This is a genomic window from Chryseobacterium rhizosphaerae (assembly GCF_003385455.1).
GTDB classification, from domain to species: Bacteria; Bacteroidota; Bacteroidia; order Flavobacteriales; family Weeksellaceae; genus Chryseobacterium; species Chryseobacterium rhizosphaerae.
In genome coordinates this window covers 1-19,947 of the sequence record NZ_QNUF01000034.1, presented here as the reverse complement: position 1 = coordinate 19,947, position 19,947 = coordinate 1, and the positions used below count along the sequence as shown (strand labels likewise).

At 34.9% G+C, this 19,947-nt stretch carries 16 protein-coding genes; 7 read left to right on the top strand and 9 right to left on the bottom strand.

Translation table 11 applies throughout. The features are described 5' to 3' along the window. Positions 1–15: 15 nt before the first annotated feature. The 5 genes from DRF57_RS20770 (at position 16) to DRF57_RS20750 (ending at position 5,172) form a co-directional block, all read left to right on the top strand. On the top strand, positions 16–1,728 hold the full coding sequence (locus DRF57_RS20770) for a glycoside hydrolase family 3 protein (RefSeq protein WP_115920616.1): 1,713 nt from the start codon (positions 16–18) through the stop codon (positions 1,726–1,728). A 4-nt stretch (positions 1,729–1,732) separates the two neighbouring features. Continuing rightward, a complete protein-coding gene (bshA, locus tag DRF57_RS20765; RefSeq protein WP_047494729.1) occupies positions 1,733–2,881 on the top strand; it encodes an N-acetyl-alpha-D-glucosaminyl L-malate synthase BshA in 1,149 nt (382 codons plus the stop codon). Between the two features lie 290 nt (positions 2,882–3,171). Then, on the top strand, positions 3,172–4,434 hold the full coding sequence (locus DRF57_RS20760; protein WP_115920614.1) for a DUF2851 family protein: 1,263 nt from the start codon (positions 3,172–3,174) through the stop codon (positions 4,432–4,434). 1 nt (position 4,435) lies between these two features. Further along, the gene (locus DRF57_RS20755; RefSeq protein WP_047494723.1) at positions 4,436–4,657 is read left to right on the top strand and encodes a PspC family transcriptional regulator; all 222 of its coding nucleotides are present in this window, start codon (positions 4,436–4,438) and stop codon (positions 4,655–4,657) included. A 2-nt stretch (positions 4,658–4,659) separates the two neighbouring features. Next, entirely contained in the window at positions 4,660–5,172 is a 513-nt protein-coding gene (locus DRF57_RS20750) for a GNAT family N-acetyltransferase (protein WP_047494720.1), read from the top strand. 119 nt (positions 5,173–5,291) lie between these two features. Here DRF57_RS20750 and DRF57_RS20745 read toward each other — a convergent pair whose 3' ends face one another. The 4 genes from DRF57_RS20745 to DRF57_RS20730 all read right to left on the bottom strand — a co-directional run bounded on the left by DRF57_RS20745 (position 5,292) and on the right by DRF57_RS20730 (position 8,499). After that, positions 5,292–6,026, bottom strand: a complete 735-nt coding sequence (locus tag DRF57_RS20745; RefSeq protein ID WP_115920612.1) for an SIMPL domain-containing protein — start codon at positions 6,024–6,026, stop codon at positions 5,292–5,294. 76 nt (positions 6,027–6,102) lie between these two features. Beyond that, positions 6,103–6,819 carry a carboxypeptidase regulatory-like domain-containing protein gene (locus DRF57_RS20740; protein WP_228450422.1) on the bottom strand — a complete coding sequence of 239 codons (717 nt, stop codon included), beginning with the start codon at positions 6,817–6,819 and terminating at the stop codon, positions 6,103–6,105. 117 nt (positions 6,820–6,936) lie between these two features. Then, positions 6,937–7,746: a hypothetical protein gene (locus tag DRF57_RS20735; protein WP_115920610.1), complete on the bottom strand. Its 810-nt coding sequence runs from the start codon at positions 7,744–7,746 to the stop codon at positions 6,937–6,939. Between the two features lie 6 nt (positions 7,747–7,752). Further along, a complete protein-coding gene (locus DRF57_RS20730) occupies positions 7,753–8,499 on the bottom strand; it encodes a hypothetical protein (RefSeq protein WP_047494712.1) in 747 nt (248 codons plus the stop codon). Positions 8,500–8,681: 182 nt separating this feature from the next. Here DRF57_RS20730 and DRF57_RS20725 point away from each other — a divergent pair, with 182 nt between their 5' ends. Further along, positions 8,682–11,822: a UvrD-helicase domain-containing protein gene (locus tag DRF57_RS20725; RefSeq protein WP_115920608.1), complete on the top strand. Its 3,141-nt coding sequence runs from the start codon at positions 8,682–8,684 to the stop codon at positions 11,820–11,822. A gap of 178 nt (positions 11,823–12,000) precedes the next feature. Continuing rightward, positions 12,001–12,186, top strand: a complete 186-nt coding sequence (locus DRF57_RS20720) for a hypothetical protein (protein WP_123863368.1) — start codon at positions 12,001–12,003, stop codon at positions 12,184–12,186. 331 nt (positions 12,187–12,517) lie between these two features. Here the strand turns inward: DRF57_RS20720 and DRF57_RS20715 are convergent, their stop codons facing one another. From DRF57_RS20715 to DRF57_RS20695, 5 genes are all read right to left on the bottom strand, one after another. Then, positions 12,518–13,027 (bottom strand): ferritin, encoded by a 510-nt coding sequence (locus tag DRF57_RS20715; protein WP_047494702.1) that lies wholly within the window; start codon positions 13,025–13,027, stop codon positions 12,518–12,520. A gap of 127 nt (positions 13,028–13,154) precedes the next feature. Further along, positions 13,155–13,601 carry a hypothetical protein gene (locus tag DRF57_RS20710; protein WP_115920604.1) on the bottom strand — a complete coding sequence of 149 codons (447 nt, stop codon included), beginning with the start codon at positions 13,599–13,601 and terminating at the stop codon, positions 13,155–13,157. Between the two features lie 179 nt (positions 13,602–13,780). Continuing rightward, complete coding sequence (locus DRF57_RS20705; protein ID WP_084087769.1) at positions 13,781–14,797, bottom strand: hypothetical protein; 1,017 nt, start codon at positions 14,795–14,797, stop codon at positions 13,781–13,783. A 139-nt stretch (positions 14,798–14,936) separates the two neighbouring features. Then, positions 14,937–17,588, bottom strand: coding sequence for a 4-alpha-glucanotransferase (locus tag DRF57_RS20700; protein WP_115920602.1), 2,652 nt, complete (start codon positions 17,586–17,588; stop codon positions 14,937–14,939). Positions 17,589–17,729: 141 nt separating this feature from the next. Further along, a complete protein-coding gene (locus DRF57_RS20695; protein ID WP_047494686.1) occupies positions 17,730–18,896 on the bottom strand; it encodes a secretion protein in 1,167 nt (388 codons plus the stop codon). Positions 18,897–19,947 lie beyond the last annotated feature (1,051 nt).

Here is a 19,947-nt window from a genome sequence, read left to right as displayed (position 1 = left end):
CTTATTCAAAAAGTCATGAAGAAAATAGTATATACTTCACTCTTTATTGTTGCACTGATAAGCCCAAAGATTAAGGCTCAGTATCAGCCAAAAAACACATCTCAGGAAGATTTGAAAAAGGCACAGCAATGGGTAGAAAAAACGTATAAAAATCTTTCTCAGGATGAAAAACTGGGACAACTCTTTATTGTTGCATTATATACTAATAAAGGAGAGGATTATATCAATCAGGTAAGAAATATTGTTACAGCTGATAAAATAGGTGGTTTGATCTTAATGCAGGACGATGCAGCCAGAGAGATCAACCTTGTCAATGAGTTTCAGCAGAAGTCCAAAGTTCCGTTGATGATCGGAATGGACGCTGAATGGGGACTGTTTCAAAGAATAGCAACTGCCCACAAATTTCCTTGGGCAATGACATTAGGGGCAATTCAGGATAAGAATTTAATTTACCAGATGTCTGCAAAAATTGCAGAAGATTGCCATAGGATGGGTATTAACTGGGATTTTGCTCCGGTAGTGGATGTCAATACGAATCCAAACAATCCTATCATTGGTAACAGAAGCTTTGGATCAGAAGTCAATAATGTGATTGGATCTGCTCTATCCTATTCTAATGGTCTTCAGGACAACAATATATTGGCTGCGATCAAACATTTCCCGGGTCATGGTGACACCAATACAGATTCACACCTTGATCTCCCCGTTGTTTCTCATAACCTCAGCAGGCTTAATACTATAGAATTAGCACCATTCAAAGCATTAATGGATAAAGGAATCGGTGGTGTAATGGTTGCTCATTTGTATGTTCCGAGTTTAGAATCAGGAAAAGGAATTCCGGCTTCAGTCTCTAAAAATATCATTACAGGTTTATTGAAAGACCAATTAGGCTATAAAGGATTAATCATCACAGATGCCCTCAATATGGGTGCTGTAGCCAATAAATACAAACCGGGAGAACTGGATGCCATGGCCTTCAGCGCAGGAAATGACATTATGCTTTTCTCACAGGGCGTTTCTGAAGGTAAAAAACTGATTCAGAAAGCCATAGATAAAGGAGAAATCCCTCAATCCCGGGTGGAAGAAAGTGTAAAGAAGATTTTGCTTACAAAATATTTTTTAGGACTGACTCAATACACTCCCAAAAGTCCTGATAACATCAATGCTGACCTGAATAATGATTCTCATAAAACATTGGTTCAGAATTTATATTCCAATGCCTTAACTTTATTAAAGGATGATCAAAAACTTCTTCCTGTTACCGGGAAACAGATTTATTATGTTCCTTTGGAAGAAGCCCCTTACCAAACTTTTGCCAATAGAATGGGGTCAAATGTCATTATAAAAAAAGCAAGCGAAATCAATACAATTCCGGCAGGTTCTACTGTAGTTGTAGGCTTTCATAAGGACAACTCTACGGCTTACAAGCCTTACAAAATATCAGCAGAGTCTAAGAAAACGCTTAGTGATCTGACAAGAAATCAAAAAGTAATCCTCAATGTATTTGGAAGTGCTTATGCTTTAAAAGACATTGATATTTCAAAAGTATCAACGGTTCTTGTTTCTTATGAAAACAATGATGATTCTATGAATGCGACAGCCGATGCTTTGAACGGAAAAACAAAAATATGGGGAAGACTTCCTGTACTGGTAAATGACCAATTACAACCAGGCATGGGTATAGATCTTACCCCTACTCTATTTTTAACAACATCAAAACAACAATAATCTAATGAAAATAGGCATACTTTGCTATCCAACATATGGTGGAAGCGGAATTGTAGCAACAGAATTGGGAATGTCACTTGCCAATAAAGGATATGAAGTGCATTTCATCAGTTCTGCACTTCCTGCAAGATTAGACATTACCAATCCAAATATTTTCTTTCACAGGGTAAATGTTCAAACTTATCCCCTTTTCCAATATCAGCCTTATGATATTGCGTTAAGTTCTATGATCTACCGGGTTGTCAATCTTTATAAGCTTGACTTGCTTCACGCTCATTATGCCATTCCTTATGCCTATGCAGCATTTACAGCTAAACAAATGCTTCGTGAGGATAATAATGATATTCCTTTGGTAACAACCCTTCACGGAACAGATATTACCCTTGTGGGTCAACATCCAAGTTATAAACATGCTGTAGAGTTTTCAATCAATCAGTCGGATGCAATTACTTCGGTTTCTGAAAGTCTGAAAAAAGATACCCTTCAGTTTTTTAATATCAAAAAGGAAATACAGGTTATTACCAATTTTATTGACAATTCTGAATTTGATGACTGTTCTGAATGTCAAAGAACACAGTTTGCAAATCCGGATGAAAAAATACTGATCCATGTCTCAAACCTTCGTCCTGTGAAGCGTGTAGAAGAGGTACTTCAAATTTTTAAAAACGTAAATAAAAAGGTAAAGTCAAAACTGATTATCATTGGAGAAGGTCCTGATATGGAAAAAGTAAACCAATTTCTGGAAGAAAATCCCGATCTTATCTCCAAAATACGTCTTTTAGGTAAGGTTAATGATCTTTATAAAATATTACAGCTTTCAGATGTATTTTTACTGCCTTCGGAGCAGGAAAGCTTTGGGTTAGCCGCTCTTGAAGCAATGGCAGCCTACACCCCTGTAATCAGCTCCAATGCCGGAGGAATTCCTGAAGTAAATATTCAGGGTGAAACCGGTTATTTAGCAGAAATCGGGAATGTGGAAGCTATGAGTAACTATACCATTAAGCTATTGAGTAACGACGATCTTTTATCCCAAATGAAAGAAAATGCAAAAGAACAGGCTATAAAATTCGATTTGAAAAACATACTTCCTATTTATGAGGAAATGTACAGAACAACCATAGAAAATTTTAAAAAGGAACTAACGAAAGTATAGTATTCTTTTAAAAGGTATGTGGACATACAAATTAAGGCTCAGATGATTATCTGAGCCTTTTATATTGACTATTTCTTTATCTATTTTTTAGTATGAATTATCTATTTTTTGTAAATGAGAACCATGATAATCTTTAACTAAAATGAAGGAAAAAATATAAAAAAACAAGTAAGGAATTTCTTTTATAAATATATTTTCTACACCGCTTTAAATATATAGAATGCCTGTCATAAATTTTAAAAAGGAGCTGATAAGAGTAGTATTTTTCTGCTATATTTATTGTTATACTTATGACAGAAAAATTACTTCAATATCTTTGGAACTATAAGATTTTCCAAAATTTTGACTTCAAGGATATTGAGGGGAATTCTGTTGAAATCATTAATTTTGGAAAGTGGAATAAAGATGCTGGTCCGGATTTTCTGGATGCTAAAATTAAGACAAACGGTCTGGTTATCGCCGGGAATATAGAACTTCACGTCCGCTCTTCTGATTGGATTTTCCACAACCATTCTCCGGATCCCAATTACCAAAATATCATACTTCACGTTGTTTTCCAGCATGACCTGGAGATCAGCGAACATACTGAAAAAAACGTCCCTACCTTAGAGCTGAACAAGTATATTGATGAAAGTGTAATATATAAGTATGAAAAATTCATTGATGGCAACCAGTTTATAGCCTGTGAAAAAATTTTTGACTGCAACAAAATTCCAGTTCATTTTCACGAAGGAAACATTCTGAAAAAACTGGACGAAAAATCTCTTGAACTTGAACATAACTTATCTCATCACAAAAATAATTTCGAAGCTGTTTTATTTCACAGCCTTGCCTACTCTTTCGGACTAAAAGTGAATGCTCATATTTTCAGACAGATTGCCGAAAGTATTGATTTCAGTATCATTAATAAAATCCGGCAAAATCCTCTGCAGCTGGAAGCTTTATTCTTTGGAATTTCCGGATGGCTTGATATTCCCCTGGACGGGCAGATGAAAATATGGAAAAGAGAGTTTGATTTTCTTACAACCAAGTTTATGCTATCCGATTTAAAACTCCATCCTAAGTTTTTAAGATTAAGACCTCCCAACTTTCCGACAATCCGTCTCTCCCAATTGGCAGACCTTTACAACAGACATCAGAATTTATTTTCAAAAATAATCAGTGTTAGAAATGCTGATCAGCTTTATGAAGTTTTTCAGCCTGTAAAAGCTTCTGAATATTGGGACTGTCATTTCAATTTCGGAGCCATTTCAAAACCTACTCCCAAAATGTTGAGTAAGGATTTTATTGATCTCCTCATCTTAAATACTGTACTTCCGTTAAAATATACTTACCACCGGTATCACAATGAAGAAATAGCCGATGAAATTCTAGAATTCTACACGCATATTACTGCAGAAAAAAATTCAGTAATAAGTGGATGGAAAAATCTGGGTCTCGATATAAAGAATGCATTGGAAAGCCAGAGCCTGATTTATCACTACAAACATTCCTGTGAAGAAAAAAATTGCTTAACTTGCAGTATTGGATTTAAACTATTAAAAGAATCTTGAAATGCTGAGTAATATCCGTCATAAAATGGAGAGAGAATGGTTTGGTGTTCTTACAAGAACAGGAGCTAAACTGGGAATACCTGTATCTAAATTAAGGGTTTTCTTCATCTACTCTACTTTTGCTACCGCCGGTTTTTTCTTTCTCATTTATTTGGGATTGGCATTTACTTTGTGGATTAAAGATATTTTTATCACAAGAAGACCAAGCGTCTTTGATTTATAATTATGGAATTTTTACCGATTATTAATGCTGAGGATGATAGAGTTCAGGAAATCTATAATTCTTATATCAGCACGTTTCCTGTAGACGAACAAAGAGATAGAGAACAGTTTCTGGAACTATTTTCAAATCCACAGACAAAAATCATGTCTGTTGTTCACGAATCTGAAGCTATTGGCTATCTCATCTTATGGGAAATGAGCTCTTTTGTTTTTGTAGAACATTTTGAAGTTTTTGAAGCCTTCAGAAGTAAAAAACTGGGCTCACATATTATGGGATATTTATTGGAAACCTATCCTAAAATCATTTTGGAAATTGAACCTGCAGATTTGAGTGAGGATGCGCAACGCCGTTATTCCTTCTATCAACGAAACAGTTTCAGCCTGATTGATACCAACCACATACAGCCCAGCTATGGTGAAGGAAAACAGTCTTTACACCTATGGCTGCTTGCCAACTATGCTCCTGAGAATGTAGAGGAGCTTAAAAATGAAATTTGTGATATTGTATATCCTTAACATAAGAACGCCGGAATATTTCCGGCGTTTATTTTTATATTGGTTACAGATTGCTAAAAGGATTTTTGCATATGTCATTTTTAATTGTGCAACATTATCTACCTAAGCAATTGATATTTCTAATTCACTTGATATTCCAGCTTTATGGTAATACTGGCTTCTTTATCTTTGGAAGAAGTATTGAAAGTACCTCCATATGAATAATCTTCATTGGAATTGGGAGCAGTGATCTGAATAACTCCCATTGTTGCTTTTTTAAGATTCCCCAGGCTACTACCTGAGTTTTCCGCAATTTTTTCAGCCCGTTCTTTAGCATCTTTTGTCGCACTGGCTATCATTTCCTGCTTTACAGTCGCTAACCTGGTATAAAAATAAGAAGGTGAAGAAGAGGTAAACTCAATTCCACGATTGATAATTTCGGTAATATTTCTGGAAAGGTTTTCAATTTTAGCCACTTCCTTACTTTCAATAGAAACTTTTTGAGTCAGGTTGTACCCCGAAAACTCACCCTGTACATAATTTCCATTGGAATCATTATAACTTCTAAACTGCTTCTGAATATCTACCGATGAAAATACAATTTCAGCTTGCTTAATTCCTTTTGAAAGAAGATAATCATTGATTACCTTTCTATCCAAAGCCAATTCATCATAAGCTGATTTAAGATCCATATTGTTTTTGGAAAAACTTCCGGACCAGGTAATAAGATCGGAAACAAACTGTTTTGTTCCCAGACCTGTAACGGAGATGGTATTTTCAGATTTATTTCTGTTTTTGATAGCATTTCCTAAAAAGCCAAGCCCTATTACAAAACCTAAAGCCCCTATTGCTACTGCAATACTATTTTTATTCATAAGATTTGTGGATTTGATTGATTTAATATCAGTATTGCATCAATTTCCATTCCAATATTTTAAGATTTTCTTAACACTATTTACCACTCTTCTTCAGCCTCTCAACATACAAAGGAATGGTTTCTTCCAGCCTCAGCAGAACACCCGATAGATTTTTTGCTTTTACATAGGTACGTACCTGAGGTTTGGCAACAAATGAAAATTCTATAAATTCTGAGATTCTATCTGCCGGAATTCCGGCTTTTGTAAAATAATCATCTTCCACTCTATCTCTAATCCAGGCAATATGTTCCTGTAAATCATCATATCTGTACAACCTTTTTTGTTTTCGGGCTTTACCACTTATCAGATCATAAGCTCCCTGAACATTCAGGTTTCCTAAAAGTATGGGCAGCAGAACCTGCTTCACTTCTGCCGGTTTTTCTCTCATTTTTCCAACAGGCTGTGGTAAACCTACTGCATCCCGAACTATTTCTCCTTTGTCTGCTTTAGCCACAATTCTGGAATCCTGTTCAAGATCACCGGTCAGTCTTTTTACGATTTTCACTTCTTCTATTTCTTTGGGAATCTGAAAAAGCTGTATTAACAGCTGAGAATTAACTCCATCTGTAAGAACTCTTGTAGACTGTCTTCTGAAATCTTCTTTTACAAACCTGAGTTCATCATTCGAAGATGCTTCAATAGAAAACATTCCCAGTAAATTGGAATATACTTTTTTATCGGTAGACATATTGATGACTGTTACTCCACTTAAATCTTCATTATTATCATCAATAATTCTTCCTGTTATCATTTGCTGAGAAAACAGAGCATTACACAGAAAAAGAAATAAAAGAAAAATTCTTTTCCTCCAAAAAATATTTATATTCTCAACAGTATTAACCAATCTTTATTTAAAATTTTATCTGATTTATTTTTCCCAGCTATCCAGTTTATGCAGCTTTCGGTATTCTCCAAAGGCCGCTTTTATTTCATATTCTACCACATCATTTTGAAAGTCTTTCCTGTAGTTTTTTGCCAGCATCCTGGTTTTATTGGCGTAGAGAAGGAATCTGTCAATCTGCTCTTCATCCATGCCATATTTTTTCAGAAAATCCAGATTAATTTCACTTTTTACTCTGGTAAGAAAGTTTTGAGTTTCATTATAATCTGCTTTAGTGATCTTCGGTTTTGATGCCTTCTTAATGATCCCTGAAATAGCTTTAAAAACGCCAGCTACATTTACCTGACCGGCATTAAAATCATGTCCGGTAAATGTTTTGGAGATCGTATGATCCGGTATAGGCTCATTGAGGGGGCTTTTCATATACATTGTTATATCAGATTTTAAGGCCTTTAATTTTCCGGATTCACTTAAATACTTAGAGTCTTTTGCCAGATTTCCTGTGGGCTTATAAACAATCTCCACTTCAGGAATCTGTATTTCCATTCTTTTCAGAATTATATGTAACGGTGAGGCTAAATCTTCTTTTGTAATCTTCTTTTCAAAACGATAATAGCCTTCTTTTACAAATCTGACTTCATCATTTTCCGAAGCATCAATGGTAAACTTTCCCGACATAGTGCTAAGGGAGTTTTTCTGAGCAGAAATATTTATTATTAAAACAGGATTTAGATGTATAGTACTGCCGTCTGTAATTTGCCCTGTAATGCTCTGTTGTGAGAACAATTTTCCGGCCACAAATAAAAATATCCAGCACAGTTTAACGAAAGTCTTCATATAAGGTTATTTTTGAGTCTGCGGTGCCCGGTAGGATGATATTCTGGTGAGTACAAAACGCTGAAACCTGTTCAGATCAGCATCACTGCAGAAACCATATTTTAAAATTTTCTTCCTTTCAAAACCACCCGCAAGAACGTAAGAAATAAAATGATCAATCTGAGACTTATCTATTTTTAAGTTGGCAAAATAGTCTTCACCCAGGCTCGCCTCGAGATACTTCATTAAATCGATATCATCCCATTGATTTTTTACTTTTCCTATTGAAAATCCTTGTCCTTTTGGCTGTACAAACTCTCCTGCTCTTGCAGCGAGTATTCTGGGATCAGACTTTTGGGCAATATACTTCCCTATTTCGCTAGACAATTTTTCAACCTTTTTAGGTTTGTTATATATTTTGGAATCTATTTTTAAATTTCCGGTGAGCCCTTGTTTCACTTCAACTTCAGGAATCTGGATGGTAACTCTCACTAAACTGACATTCAATGGAGATTGGATATTTTCCTGAGACACGATATGGGCTAAACGCTCATAACCAGGTTTTATAAAGCGTAATTCATCTCCCGCTTTTCCGGAAATCATAAAATGTCCGTCACTGTTTGAGAGTACCAGTTCGTCCGTTCTGATATTGATTACGTTGACATCCTGTATTTCGGAACTTCCCTCTGAAGTTACTTTACCGAAGATATAACTTTGAGCACTGGCGGTAATGGAAGAAATAAGAAATAAAAAAAAGAATAGTTTAAGTTTCACGGGCTGTTTTTATAAAGCAAAGCTAAAATTATTTTTAAATTATTCCACAAGTTTAACCACAGTTAACGCCTTTTAGTATTTCTTTTCGATTTTTGCTGTTGAAACTGTTAAATAGCAGAAGTGAATTGTTAAAATTTCTTTTAAATTTTAGCTAACTTGCAATCTCAATTCTACTTTTCACAATGCAAAATTCTTATACAGTCATCAATGCTTCTGCAGGATCAGGGAAAACATATGCTCTGGTTCAGAGACTGCTGATGATTTGTCTCCGTTATCCTAATCAACACCAATCGATCAGGAATATCCTCGCTCTGACATTTACCAATAAAGCAGCGAATGAGATGAAGGAAAGAATTCTGACATGGCTGGGAAATTTTTCCGCCACTAATTATACCGAAAATGCGGATCTTAAAAATATTCAAAAAGCTTTTGCTGAACAAGGATTAAAAATTACAATTGATGAACTCCATCTGCGTTCAAAAAAACTTTTGGACTATATCCTTCATAATTATTCTACACTGAATATCGGAACCATTGACCGTTTTAACTCAAGGCTGGTAAGAAGCTTTTCTTATGAATTGGGACTGGCTAAAAATTTTAATCTTGAAATTGAGGCTGAGCCTTACCTGATTGAAGCAGTGGATAAAATGCTCGATCAGATTGGCGAAAACGAAACGATTTCCAATTCTTTCATGGATTATGTAGATTACAGTCTTGAAAACAATGAAAGGATCAATCTCAACAAAAACCTGTATGACTCAGCAAAAGAATTCGTGAAAGATATTCATTACGAACATCTGAAAAGCAACAAAAGCTTTGATGATGCTCATTATGACACTATAAAAACCACGCTTCGTAAAGAGATTGTTCTTCATAAAAAACAGGCTGCAGAACTTGCTGCAAAATCTATTGAGCTATTTAAAGCCAGAAATATTGAGGTTGAAGATTTTGCCCAGGGAAAAAATGGGATTGGAGGCTTTTTCCTTAAGGTTATCGACTTTTATCAACAGAAAAGAGCAGGTTTTCCCTTTCCTACTACTCAGGAAGAATCTGTAGTTACCAATTACAGAAAAGGAGCTTCTTCAAAATCAAAACATAAGGAAGCTGATATTATAGAGATCCTTGATCAACTGCTTGACAACAGAATGCAGCTTATTCTGCTGTATATTGAAACCCAAAAGAAAGAAAAAATACTGTCGGCACTTCTTCCTTTAAAAGTTAATAAGGATATTCAGGATGAGCTCAGAAAGATTGAGGAAGAAAATGACCTGGTCCTGCTTTCAAAATTTAATATTCTGATCAATGAAAACCTTAAAGATGAACCCTCCGCATTTATCTATGAAAAGGTAGGTTCACAGTTTCAACATTACTTTTTTGATGAATTTCAGGATACTTCGGAACTGCAGTGGCAGAATTTTGTTCCGTTAAGAGACCATAGTGTTTCTTCTGAAAATACTTCTTTTACACTGGTTGGAGATCCCAAGCAGAGTATTTATAGATTTCGTGGAGGAGAAAGTAAGCTGATGCTCGATATTATCAATAAGAAAGAGTTTTCTCCTAAAGAAGCTGATCTTCTGGTTCTAAAAGATAACTGGAGAAGTGCCAGAAATATTGTACAGTTTAACAATGAACTCTACCGCTTCCACTCCGGGGAACTGGAAGAGGAACACCAAAATATTTTTGGAACGGATGCCGAACAAACTCCAAAGTCTCCAATGGATGGAAGGGTAAAGGTAAACCTCATTGAAAATCTCACGAACGAAGAATTTTATGAGGATACTTCTGAGAAAATGCGAAAAGATATTCAGGAATGTCTGGATAATGGATTCAAATTTTCTGACATCACTATTCTCTGCCGTGGAAATTTTGATATTTTCAGCTATTCCCAAAAGCTGGGAAACTTAAAAGTAAACTACCGAGGTGAAGAGACCAATATAAAAACAATCTCCGATAAAGGACTTACTTTGGAACTTTCCAATACATTAAAAGCAGTTATTGAATTTCTAAGATGGGAAATAAATCCTAAGAATAAACACTGCCTGATCATGATGATGTATTATCTGAATACATTGGGCAAAATTCATATGGCTGATTTCACATTGGAGATGAAAGAAATTTTGGATATTGAAAGCCATGAAGAAATCCTTGAGGGTCTTAAAGAAAAATACTCATTACAGCTTAAACAGGATAACTTTCCAAGGTTTAATCTCTACAACTTTGTAGAATATTATATCAATGAATTTTCCGTTGAGAATAAAGAAACAGACTTCCTGCTCAACTTCATGGAAATGCTTTTTAATTTTACGCAAACGGCTGGAGTAAGTACAAAAGAATTTTTGAAATATTGGGATGAGGAGGCATCTTCCTATACCATTCAGGCTTCAGAGAATATTGATGCCATTCAGATTATGACCATTCACAAGTCTAAAGGACTGGAATTCCCTATTGTTTTTATTCCTATGATAAACAAAAACAGAGATAATGAGTTTACGAATTGGTTTGATACGCATGAAAATGACGCTTTAAAAGCAGTCAACATTAATCAGTTCAGTAAGAATCTGGAAGCCTATGACAGCGAAATTCAATTATTCAACAAGAAAAATTCTTATAAAAACCTGATTGACCGATTATGTCTTCAGTATGTTGCTACCACAAGGCCAGTTGAACAGCTATTCTTCTATCTTCAGAAGCCCAATAAGACTTCCAACAATCTGGAAATTTTAGAGTTTATTAAAACGAAAAATACGGATGAAGCTGATGAGTTTGATTTGTATGAAGTGAAACCTGAAATGCTGAAAAAGTATTCCAAAGACAAAAGCTCGCCTTTCAAAACCCAAAACATTCAGGATCTGAAGAATGTCAATGAAAAGACAACATCCATAAAGATTGCTACTCCATCAAAAAATTATCAGGTAAGAAATGAAAAAGTAAGGATAGGACTTTTCGTTCACGAGCTTCTTTCAAAAATAAATACGGAAAAAGATATTTCAAAGGTACTGGAAGGTTATGCACTGGAAGGTCAGATTACATTAGAGGAAAAAAATGAAATTCAGGGCACTCTACAGGAAATTGTACGGACCTATGCCGAGTTCTTTGATGAGAAATGGGAAGTAATTAATGAGAAAGACATCATGATTTCAGAAAATGGAGAAAGTTTTATTTTAAGGCCGGACCGTATTTTAAAAAGCGATGAAGGGTATATCATTGTAGATTTCAAAACCGGTGAACAAAAAAGTAAAGATGAAGCTCAGGTGGAGGGATATAAAAATATTCTCGAAAGGCTGGGTAAAAAGGTTCTCAAAACTCAAATCATCTATTTATAAACCTCTCTAATGCCTTTATTCGCAGTAATACAATAGAATTGTCTTAAAAAAAACCATAAAATACAAAAGGTTTGATTATTTTTAGTCATTAAACATTAACCAGTCGTGTATTTGAATTGATAAAAGACAATAACTAACCATGAAAATATATTTAATCTCAGTCCTTATAAGTATTGTTATGATGATACTCTCTGCTGTTGCCATCTACAATATTGCAGATTATCTAGATCCCCCGGTAACAGATGACGGACATCCCTATATGCCCACAGAAAACATCGCAAAATCTATCATTGGCAGTTTGATAATAACAGCGAGCACTTTTATCGCAGCGGTTAAAGTGCAGAGAGAAAGGCAGAAAAGATAAAAACCAACAAACTCTATTTCAAATAATTAAACTAAAAAGCTGCATCATCAGGAACTGGAAGTTTATATTTACTGTCCAGCTGATCATTTTACCTTATTCATTCTCTTACCTTTTGTCTATTATTTGGCATAAACCCGCCCATAAGCTATCTAATACAAACATTGAAATAATTGATTTTCAGACTTTATTTTCTTTGCTACTGTCTTTTCGCCTTCTGTAGCATCGTTACCCTGATCAGCCATTATAGCTTTTTACGGCACATTTTAACCATAGAAATAAAAAACCGCTGTTCTGTTGAAAAGCGGTCTTATATTTTAAAAATAGCTGAGTACTAAGCAGCTGGATCAGGAGTAAAGACTCTTTGTGCCAATTCCTGGTCAAAAAGATATAATGCAGATGGGTTGTCGCAAACCATCTTAATCTTTGTCACATACTGCGAAGCACTTGCTTCTTCTTCTACCTGTTCGTTGATAAACCATTGTAGGAAAGATGTCGTTGCAAAATCACCTTCTTCGTTAGCATTCTTTACAATATTGAAAATACTTTTAGTAACAATTTTCTCATGTGCCAACGCCTTCTCGAAAATATCTGTTGCATTATCGAACTCATGAGGAGGTTTTGCAATTTCTCCAATGATAATTTCTCCCCCTACATCATTTAAATAATCAAACATTTTATCCGCATGCATCAACTCTTCTTTGCTTTGCACTCTGAAATAGTTGGCAATTCCATCTAAATCTTTTCCTGAAAACCAGGCAGACATTGAAAGATAGTATTGAGCAGCATATTGTTCGTGGGCAATTTGTTCGTTAATTAATTTTGCAATTTTTTCGCTAACCATAAGTATTAAATTTATATTCAAAAATAGGGAATAAATGCCCGAAATCAAAAGTTTTACCGAAAATTAATACAAAAAGGATGGAAAAACTCCCATCCTTTACACATTAAAAAACTACAATTACAAACTACTATTTTACTTCAGGAGTAGCTGTATCCATGGGCTTCTTCATCATCTTTCTATCTTTCATTGCTACTCTTCTCTGCTCCATCTTAGCTTTTCTGTCAGCCTGCCATTTATCATATTGTTGAGGAGTAAGAATCTGTTTCATATCAGCATCCATTTGTGCTCTTTTAGCCTTCATCTCATCCATCTTGGCCTGTCTGGTATCTTTATTTTTTTCAAAATCAGCCTTCATTTCAGCCTTTCTTTTTTCATGCAGATCTTTTATTTGCGCTACCTGTGACTGATTAAGATTAAGGTCCTTCTGCATTTGTGCCAAATGCTCCTGTTCTTTTTGCTGTCTCTTTTGCTGCATCTCAGCTCTTCTTGCTTCTTTGTCCTGAGGAGTGGTTTGTTGTGCCATTGCAAAACTTCCCATTCCGATAAATGCTATTGCTAAAACTAATTTTTTCATCTTTAAAAATTTTAATTAATTGTTGTTACATCTTTTTGATTAACAATTAAAGCACAAGTTAAATTAACATATTCATAAATAATGTTAAATTTTAATTAAAATAAATCAATAAAACAACAAAAAAAAGGACAGATTATAAAAACCTGCCCTTCACACCACTTAAATATAATATATGAAAATTAATTTCTTACCAAACTGCCTCTAAAGCCACCGCTATTACCACGGTTTTGCTGACTTGGTGCAGAACTTTCAGATTTTTGTCTAAAGCCTCCGCTATTTCCTCTGAAGCCACCATTATTTTCTTTTCTGCTTTCACCACTATTGCCTCTGAAGCCGCCACTGTTTTCTTTTCTGGCATCGCCACTATTGCCTCTAAATCCTCCTCCATTGTTACCTCTGAAGCCTCCCGAATTATCAGAATTACCTCTGAAACCCCCATTATTTTCTTTTCTGACTTCGCCACTGTTTCCTCTGAATCCACCTCCGTTATTACCTCTGAAACCTCCGGAATTGTCATTATCCCTGAAACCTCCGGAATTGCTACCATCTCTTACAGGGCCTCTAAATCCGTTATTAGGTCTGCTATCTCTTCTGATGATATCAAAAGTAGGATTATCCATTCTACGGAATCTTGATCTGTCCATTCTGTAAATATTGATATTTACATTTCTGTATCTTGGCATTACAGCATATCTTGGTACATAATACGTTCTTCTGTAATTTTGGAAATAAATAATTGGGCTTGAGCCACGATAATAGTTATTTTGGAAAACGACAAAAACTCTAGGTCCTAAAATTCTTTCCAGTGCATAAAATCTGTCATAATACCATCTGTCCGGATTATATCTGTAAAAATTGTCCCAAGTTGTAAAACTTGAATACAGATTATTCAATCTCATAATCTGGTCGACTTGCCAACGATTTAATCTGTTTTGTACGAAAAAACCGTTCCAGTCAATATTAATAATACTATTTCTGTAATCGTTATAATAACTCTGATAATAATCGCCAGGATAATAATCCTGAGGATAGTTGTAGTAATAATCATCCGGAAAATAATTCCTGTCATCATCGTTGCTATAATAGCCATCTCCATTCTGATAATAACCATCATCTTCCCAACCATTATTCGGATATTGCTGAGCTAGCGTCAAGACGCCAAAGCCTAGAGCTAATCCCAAAAATATTTTTTTCATCTCTATAGTCGTTAATTGGTTAATATATAGCAGAATATCTTAATTCTATCTTTTTGATTCAAATAAAAAAAAGAAGTTAAATCATAAGATTAAACTTCTTTTAATATATTTTTAACTTACTGATAATCAGTAGTTAAATTTATCCTCTTCCACTATCTTTTATCCAGTGGGATATTTTTTCATTGAAAACTTGTTTTTCTTTTAGACTTTCCAGTTTTATATGCATTCTATATCGCCAATAATGCGGAAAAACAGCAGGATTATTGATTCTTTCGTTGTTCATATTTTTATTGGAAAGTTCTGCGTCTGTAGCAAAAAATTCCTGAATAGGGAAAATAGCCAGCATAGCATCATTGTATAGGTGCTGCTTCATAATGATCTCAGCAAGATCAGGATTCAGATCTTCCGGAGCTTTTCCGTATTGGATCAACTGTTGGTTAAAATACTTCTGTGCCAAAACAGAATCTTCCTTCCACCATTGCCTTAATGTAGAACTGTCGTGGGAAGAGGCCGTAACCACATTCATATAGCCGGCATTCTTGGGATTATAGAATGGAATATTTTCTGAGGGCATACGCTGTACTTTCAGGGCAATAATAGCCAGTTCATCCATGACAATTGGTACACATGCAGGAACCATTCCGAGGTCCTCCCCGCAGATCAGCATTTTGGTGGCATTCAGAATTACAGGAAGTTTTTCCATGGCTTTTTCGTACCATAAATGGTCCTGTCTTCTAAAGAAATAGTCATGGTATAAATCGTAAATGCTTTTCTTTTCAGATTCCGGCAGGTATTTATACGATTCTGTATGATATACATTGAATCTCGGATGATAAACCAGCTCACCATTCCTTTCCTCCGTTAAAAATAACACATTGGCACAAAGGGAGATCAGCTGTTCTTCAAGCACTCCACCAGGATGCTTTTTAAAGAAATCGGCCAGCTTTCTCTGGCTATCAAATTCTTCCTTAAAAGAATAGGTGCCGTCCTGATTACGATCAATAAATTCAAGGGCTTTTTCACTATTATTTCCAAAGTAATCCCATAAGATCTGAGTATTGATAAATGGCTTACAGTATCTGTCAAAATTAAACGGAATCTGCCAGGCTTTAAATTCGTCAGCAACAATGGGAACAGCCGGATAAAAATATCCTAAAATACCCTGTACAGCTGAAATTGGCATTCTCCAGATTCTGAAAAAACCTAAAATATGATCAATTCTCATTGCATCAAAATATTGTTCCAATGCTTTGAACCTATTTTTCCACCATCTATAGTCATCTTCCTTCATCGCCTCCCAGTTGTAGGTAGGAAATTCCCAGTTCTGACCAAGCTCTGTAAACTGATCCGGTGGTGCTCCAGCCTGAAAATCCATACCGAATAATTCAGGTTCTGCCCATGCTTCTACAGAATATCTGTAAATACCTATAGGAAGATCTCCCTTTAAAGAAACACCAAGGTTATGGGCATAATCAACAGCATCTTTCAACTGTTTGTGAAGCTGATATTGTACCCAAGCATGAAGCATAGAACTATCATAGTCTTTACTTTTTAGAGTAAAAAACTGTAAGATTTTCCCAGCTATATATTTTTTGTGGGTTTTCCACTCATTAAAATTAGGAGTCTTATACTTATCTCTCAGCACGCAAAATGCAGCGTAAGGAACAAGCCAGGATTCATTGTCTTTTATAAATTTTTTGAAACCTCGGTCTTTATAAATATTTTCTTTTTCTGTATTAAAAACGGCTTTCAGATATTTCCACTTACCGGCAATCACCTTTTCATAATCAATCAGCTCAAGGGTATTTAAAGCTTCTTTTTCAGATAGATAAGCATCAACTAGTTTTTCCGGTAAAGGAAAATCAAGTTTTTCAAGCGAAATATATTGTGGATGTAGTGCATACACTGATACTGCAGCATAGGGATAAGAATCTGTCCAGGAATAGTTCGCCGTAGTATCATTGATGGGTAAGATCTGAATAATTCCGAGATTCGTTTCCTGGGCCCAGTCTGCTAACTTCTTAATATCCAAAAACTCGCCAACCCCAAATCCTTCTTCACTTCTTAAGGAAAAGACGGGCACAGCTACTCCGGCATCATGATACATTTGATATGCCTTGAATTTAAAATAGTGGTTAGAAACCATCTGAAGAACATCTGTAAAAGGATTAGCTACCGTAAATCTGTTCTCACCGGTTTCAATATCTATTACCCTTTTTTCTTTAACGTCATAAAGACAATATTTGAATTGAATAAATTCATTTTCAGGAATTTCAACAGAGGCTTCCCAAACTCCAAAGTCAGTTTGGTACAAATGAACGGCATTATCTATATTCCAGCTTCCTAATGATTTTGTACTTCCAAATAATACAATTTTCCAATCAGAATTATAAATAGGAGCTTCCAACCTGAATAAATGCGTATGCTTTTTTAAGACAGGTACTTTCTCCGGGAGAAACCCATGCAATTTATTATATAGAATTTTATTATTTAAATAATGCTCAGGAAAGTTTTTATTATTCCACTCATCGAAAATAATAAACTCCTTATAATTATGTGGAAAATTAAGATGATGTAAAACAAACTCTTCTCTTAAAACACGAGCTTTTTCATCTACAAGCTGATATTTGTAAGAAATTGATTTGGAAAAGAAATCTACTTCACACTTCCATAGTCCATTCTCTGCATAAAACATAGTATGAATATGGGCTGAAGCTCCTTCCTCACCAATAATTAATTGCAGATTTTCTCCGGCCTTTGCAACATAGCCTACATTAAAGTATAGCTTCATCTATATTTTTTTATAAAATTACATTTTAATATCGAAAGATAAAACTTATCGAATATCAAATAATCATTAAAAAACCTTCTCAAATTAATCTAAGAAGGTTCTATATTTTATGGACAAAATTTTTGTTCTCTAGAATTAAACTTATTCTGTCACCAAAATCTTTTTATTCAGTAATATTTTTCCTGATGCATCAACAATACTTATAATATAAGCACCACTCACAAGGTTTTTGAAATATACCTTATCTTGTAAAGAGCCTTCTTTTACATTCAGGCTTTGTGTCATCACATTTTTTCCGGATATATCAAAAACATTAAAGTGAATAGTTCCTTTACTATTTTTATTGTTCATATAAACATTGACATAATGCTCATTAACTCTCGTTGGATAAACATCAATATTAGCTAATGTATTAACTGAAGAGGCCTTATCATTAGCAAAATATTTGCTGGCCAGATCATAAATGTGAAGATTTTGTTCTCCCGGAATCTGCTGTGCCTGCAGAGTTCCTAAATCCACTTCGTATAAAGGAGCTCCCTTTGCACTTGCAATAACAACTTTGCCCTTTGCATTCACAGCGCTGCCGTTTACAGAATAGTTATCGGGAATACCTGCAATTTTACCTATAAACTTTGCTTTCAACTCTTTTATTGATACCTTAAAAACATTTCCGGATGCCGCAAAAATATAGAAATTATTATCTGTATCAGCAATCATATCCCCTCCAAAACCGGTTTCGATAGCAGTAAATGAATTTTTACCATTAGAACTGTCATCTTTTATAATTCCTAAGTCGTTTACCTCATATTGACCATTTCTATTCGTGATCTGCAAAAACTGTGTTCCTGCATTATTCACAGCATAAATATTGCCGTCATAACCGGCAGTCATCCTCGTTATATGAGAATTAATGTCACAGGACGAAGCCTTTCCTATATTATTTTCTATTAAAGTAATTTCCTTAGTTTCAGGATGCAAAATATAAACATTAGAAGAGAACATGGGTATGTACACTAAGTTATTATTAGAAGAATTATAAGCTAGTGCAGCCATCGTTGCAGCCTGAGAGTTATGGGAAGAATTTCTGTCTTCCGTTACCTTAGCTTTTCTGGTCTGTGAAAATACTTTAGCAGAAGATTCTGCTGTAAAGACTTTTTCGCCAGATAGTCCACTTGCAGGATCAATTACCCGAAAGTCATTAAAATTAATACTCTGGGTATCCTTTCCGGTTATCGCAAAGAAATCTTGCTGGGCATGAACATTCATACCTAATAATAATACAAATAGAGGGAGTAAATGTTTTTTCATAATATGTATATTCTAGAATTCGTAATCATTTTGGTTATGACTAAGTTACATAATTTTAAAATTGAAAAAACAAAAATACACCGGTATTTGAATAATATTTACAATAAATTAATCCAAACACTGATATTTTGAAAATAAAGGGGCTATCAGTCAAAAAAGAATAATGATGAATGATGAGTTAAGAGTTAAGAGTTGATAGTTAGGAGTGATGAATAATGAATGGTCAATGATTGACTTTTGATTGGAAAAGTTAGCTTATCCAGGATATGGATATTCAATAGGGACGGGCTTTAGCCCAAACATAAGCCAGTATAATTATCTTACGTACATCGTCATTCTTAAGTTTGGGCTAAAGCCCTATTGGAGAATCATTTTTAGTAAATGGGCTAAAGCCCATTTCTATTGAATAATGAAGTGAGTCATAGAAATAATAAATGAGAAGTGATGAGTTATGAATATAAATAGCGAATGGTCAATGCTTGACTCCTGGTTGTAAAATCAGTTTATCCAGGATATGGATATTCAATAGGGATAGGCTTTAGCCCGTTCTTATAAAAATACAAAAACAATCCATTGGCTTTAGCCCAAACATAAGCCAGTATAATTATCTTGCGTACATCGTCATTCTTAAGTTTGGGCTAAAGCCCTATTGGAGAATCGTCTTTTGTAAATGGGCTTTAGCCCATTTCTATTGAATAATGAAATGAGTCCCAGAAATAATAAATGAGGAGTTATGAGTTCCAGGAAAGAATCTAAAGATTTTATAAGTTGATAGTGAGGAGTTAACAGTGTCCAGCATTACTTTATCATACTCCACCTCCCTTGTCATCCCGTAGGGATCTCAGTATTGGAATTCAATATAGTTTCTAATGAGTAATGAGTTAAGGGTTGATAGTTAAGAGTTGACAGTGCTATCACCTATTACCTATCATCTGAGTTGGGTATAAAGCAAAAAAAAAATCCTCTATCTTGCGATAAAGGATTTTTTAAAAATAAAATAAAAACTGGCGGCGGCCTACTCTCCCGCGTTAGCAGTACCATCGGCGCTGGT

Excerpts from the sequence above, each read along its gene's own strand:
- DRF57_RS20700 (WP_115920602.1), bottom strand. The coding sequence starts at position 17,588 with ATGAAGCTATACTTTAATGTAGGCTATGTTGCAAAGGCCGGAGAAAAT.
- DRF57_RS20705 (WP_084087769.1), bottom strand. The coding sequence starts at position 14,797 with ATGAAAAAAATATTTTTGGGATTAGCTCTAGGCTTTGGCGTCTTGACG.
- DRF57_RS20770 (WP_115920616.1), top strand. The coding sequence starts at position 16 with ATGAAGAAAATAGTATATACTTCACTCTTTATTGTTGCACTGATAAGC.
- DRF57_RS20725 (WP_115920608.1), top strand. The coding sequence starts at position 8,682 with ATGCAAAATTCTTATACAGTCATCAATGCTTCTGCAGGATCAGGGAAA.
- DRF57_RS20740 (WP_228450422.1), bottom strand. The coding sequence starts at position 6,819 with ATGATAACAGGAAGAATTATTGATGATAATAATGAAGATTTAAGTGGA.
- DRF57_RS20720 (WP_123863368.1), top strand. The coding sequence starts at position 12,001 with ATGATGATACTCTCTGCTGTTGCCATCTACAATATTGCAGATTATCTA.
- DRF57_RS20695 (WP_047494686.1), bottom strand. The coding sequence starts at position 18,896 with ATGAAAAAACATTTACTCCCTCTATTTGTATTATTATTAGGTATGAAT.
- DRF57_RS20735 (WP_115920610.1), bottom strand. The coding sequence starts at position 7,746 with ATGAAGACTTTCGTTAAACTGTGCTGGATATTTTTATTTGTGGCCGGA.
- DRF57_RS20710 (WP_115920604.1), bottom strand. The coding sequence starts at position 13,601 with ATGAAAAAATTAGTTTTAGCAATAGCATTTATCGGAATGGGAAGTTTT.
- DRF57_RS20750 (WP_047494720.1), top strand. The coding sequence starts at position 4,660 with ATGGAATTTTTACCGATTATTAATGCTGAGGATGATAGAGTTCAGGAA.
- DRF57_RS20755 (WP_047494723.1), top strand. The coding sequence starts at position 4,436 with ATGCTGAGTAATATCCGTCATAAAATGGAGAGAGAATGGTTTGGTGTT.
- DRF57_RS20760 (WP_115920614.1), top strand. The coding sequence starts at position 3,172 with ATGACAGAAAAATTACTTCAATATCTTTGGAACTATAAGATTTTCCAA.
- DRF57_RS20745 (WP_115920612.1), bottom strand. The coding sequence starts at position 6,026 with ATGAATAAAAATAGTATTGCAGTAGCAATAGGGGCTTTAGGTTTTGTA.
- bshA (WP_047494729.1), top strand. The coding sequence starts at position 1,733 with ATGAAAATAGGCATACTTTGCTATCCAACATATGGTGGAAGCGGAATT.
- DRF57_RS20715 (WP_047494702.1), bottom strand. The coding sequence starts at position 13,027 with ATGGTTAGCGAAAAAATTGCAAAATTAATTAACGAACAAATTGCCCAC.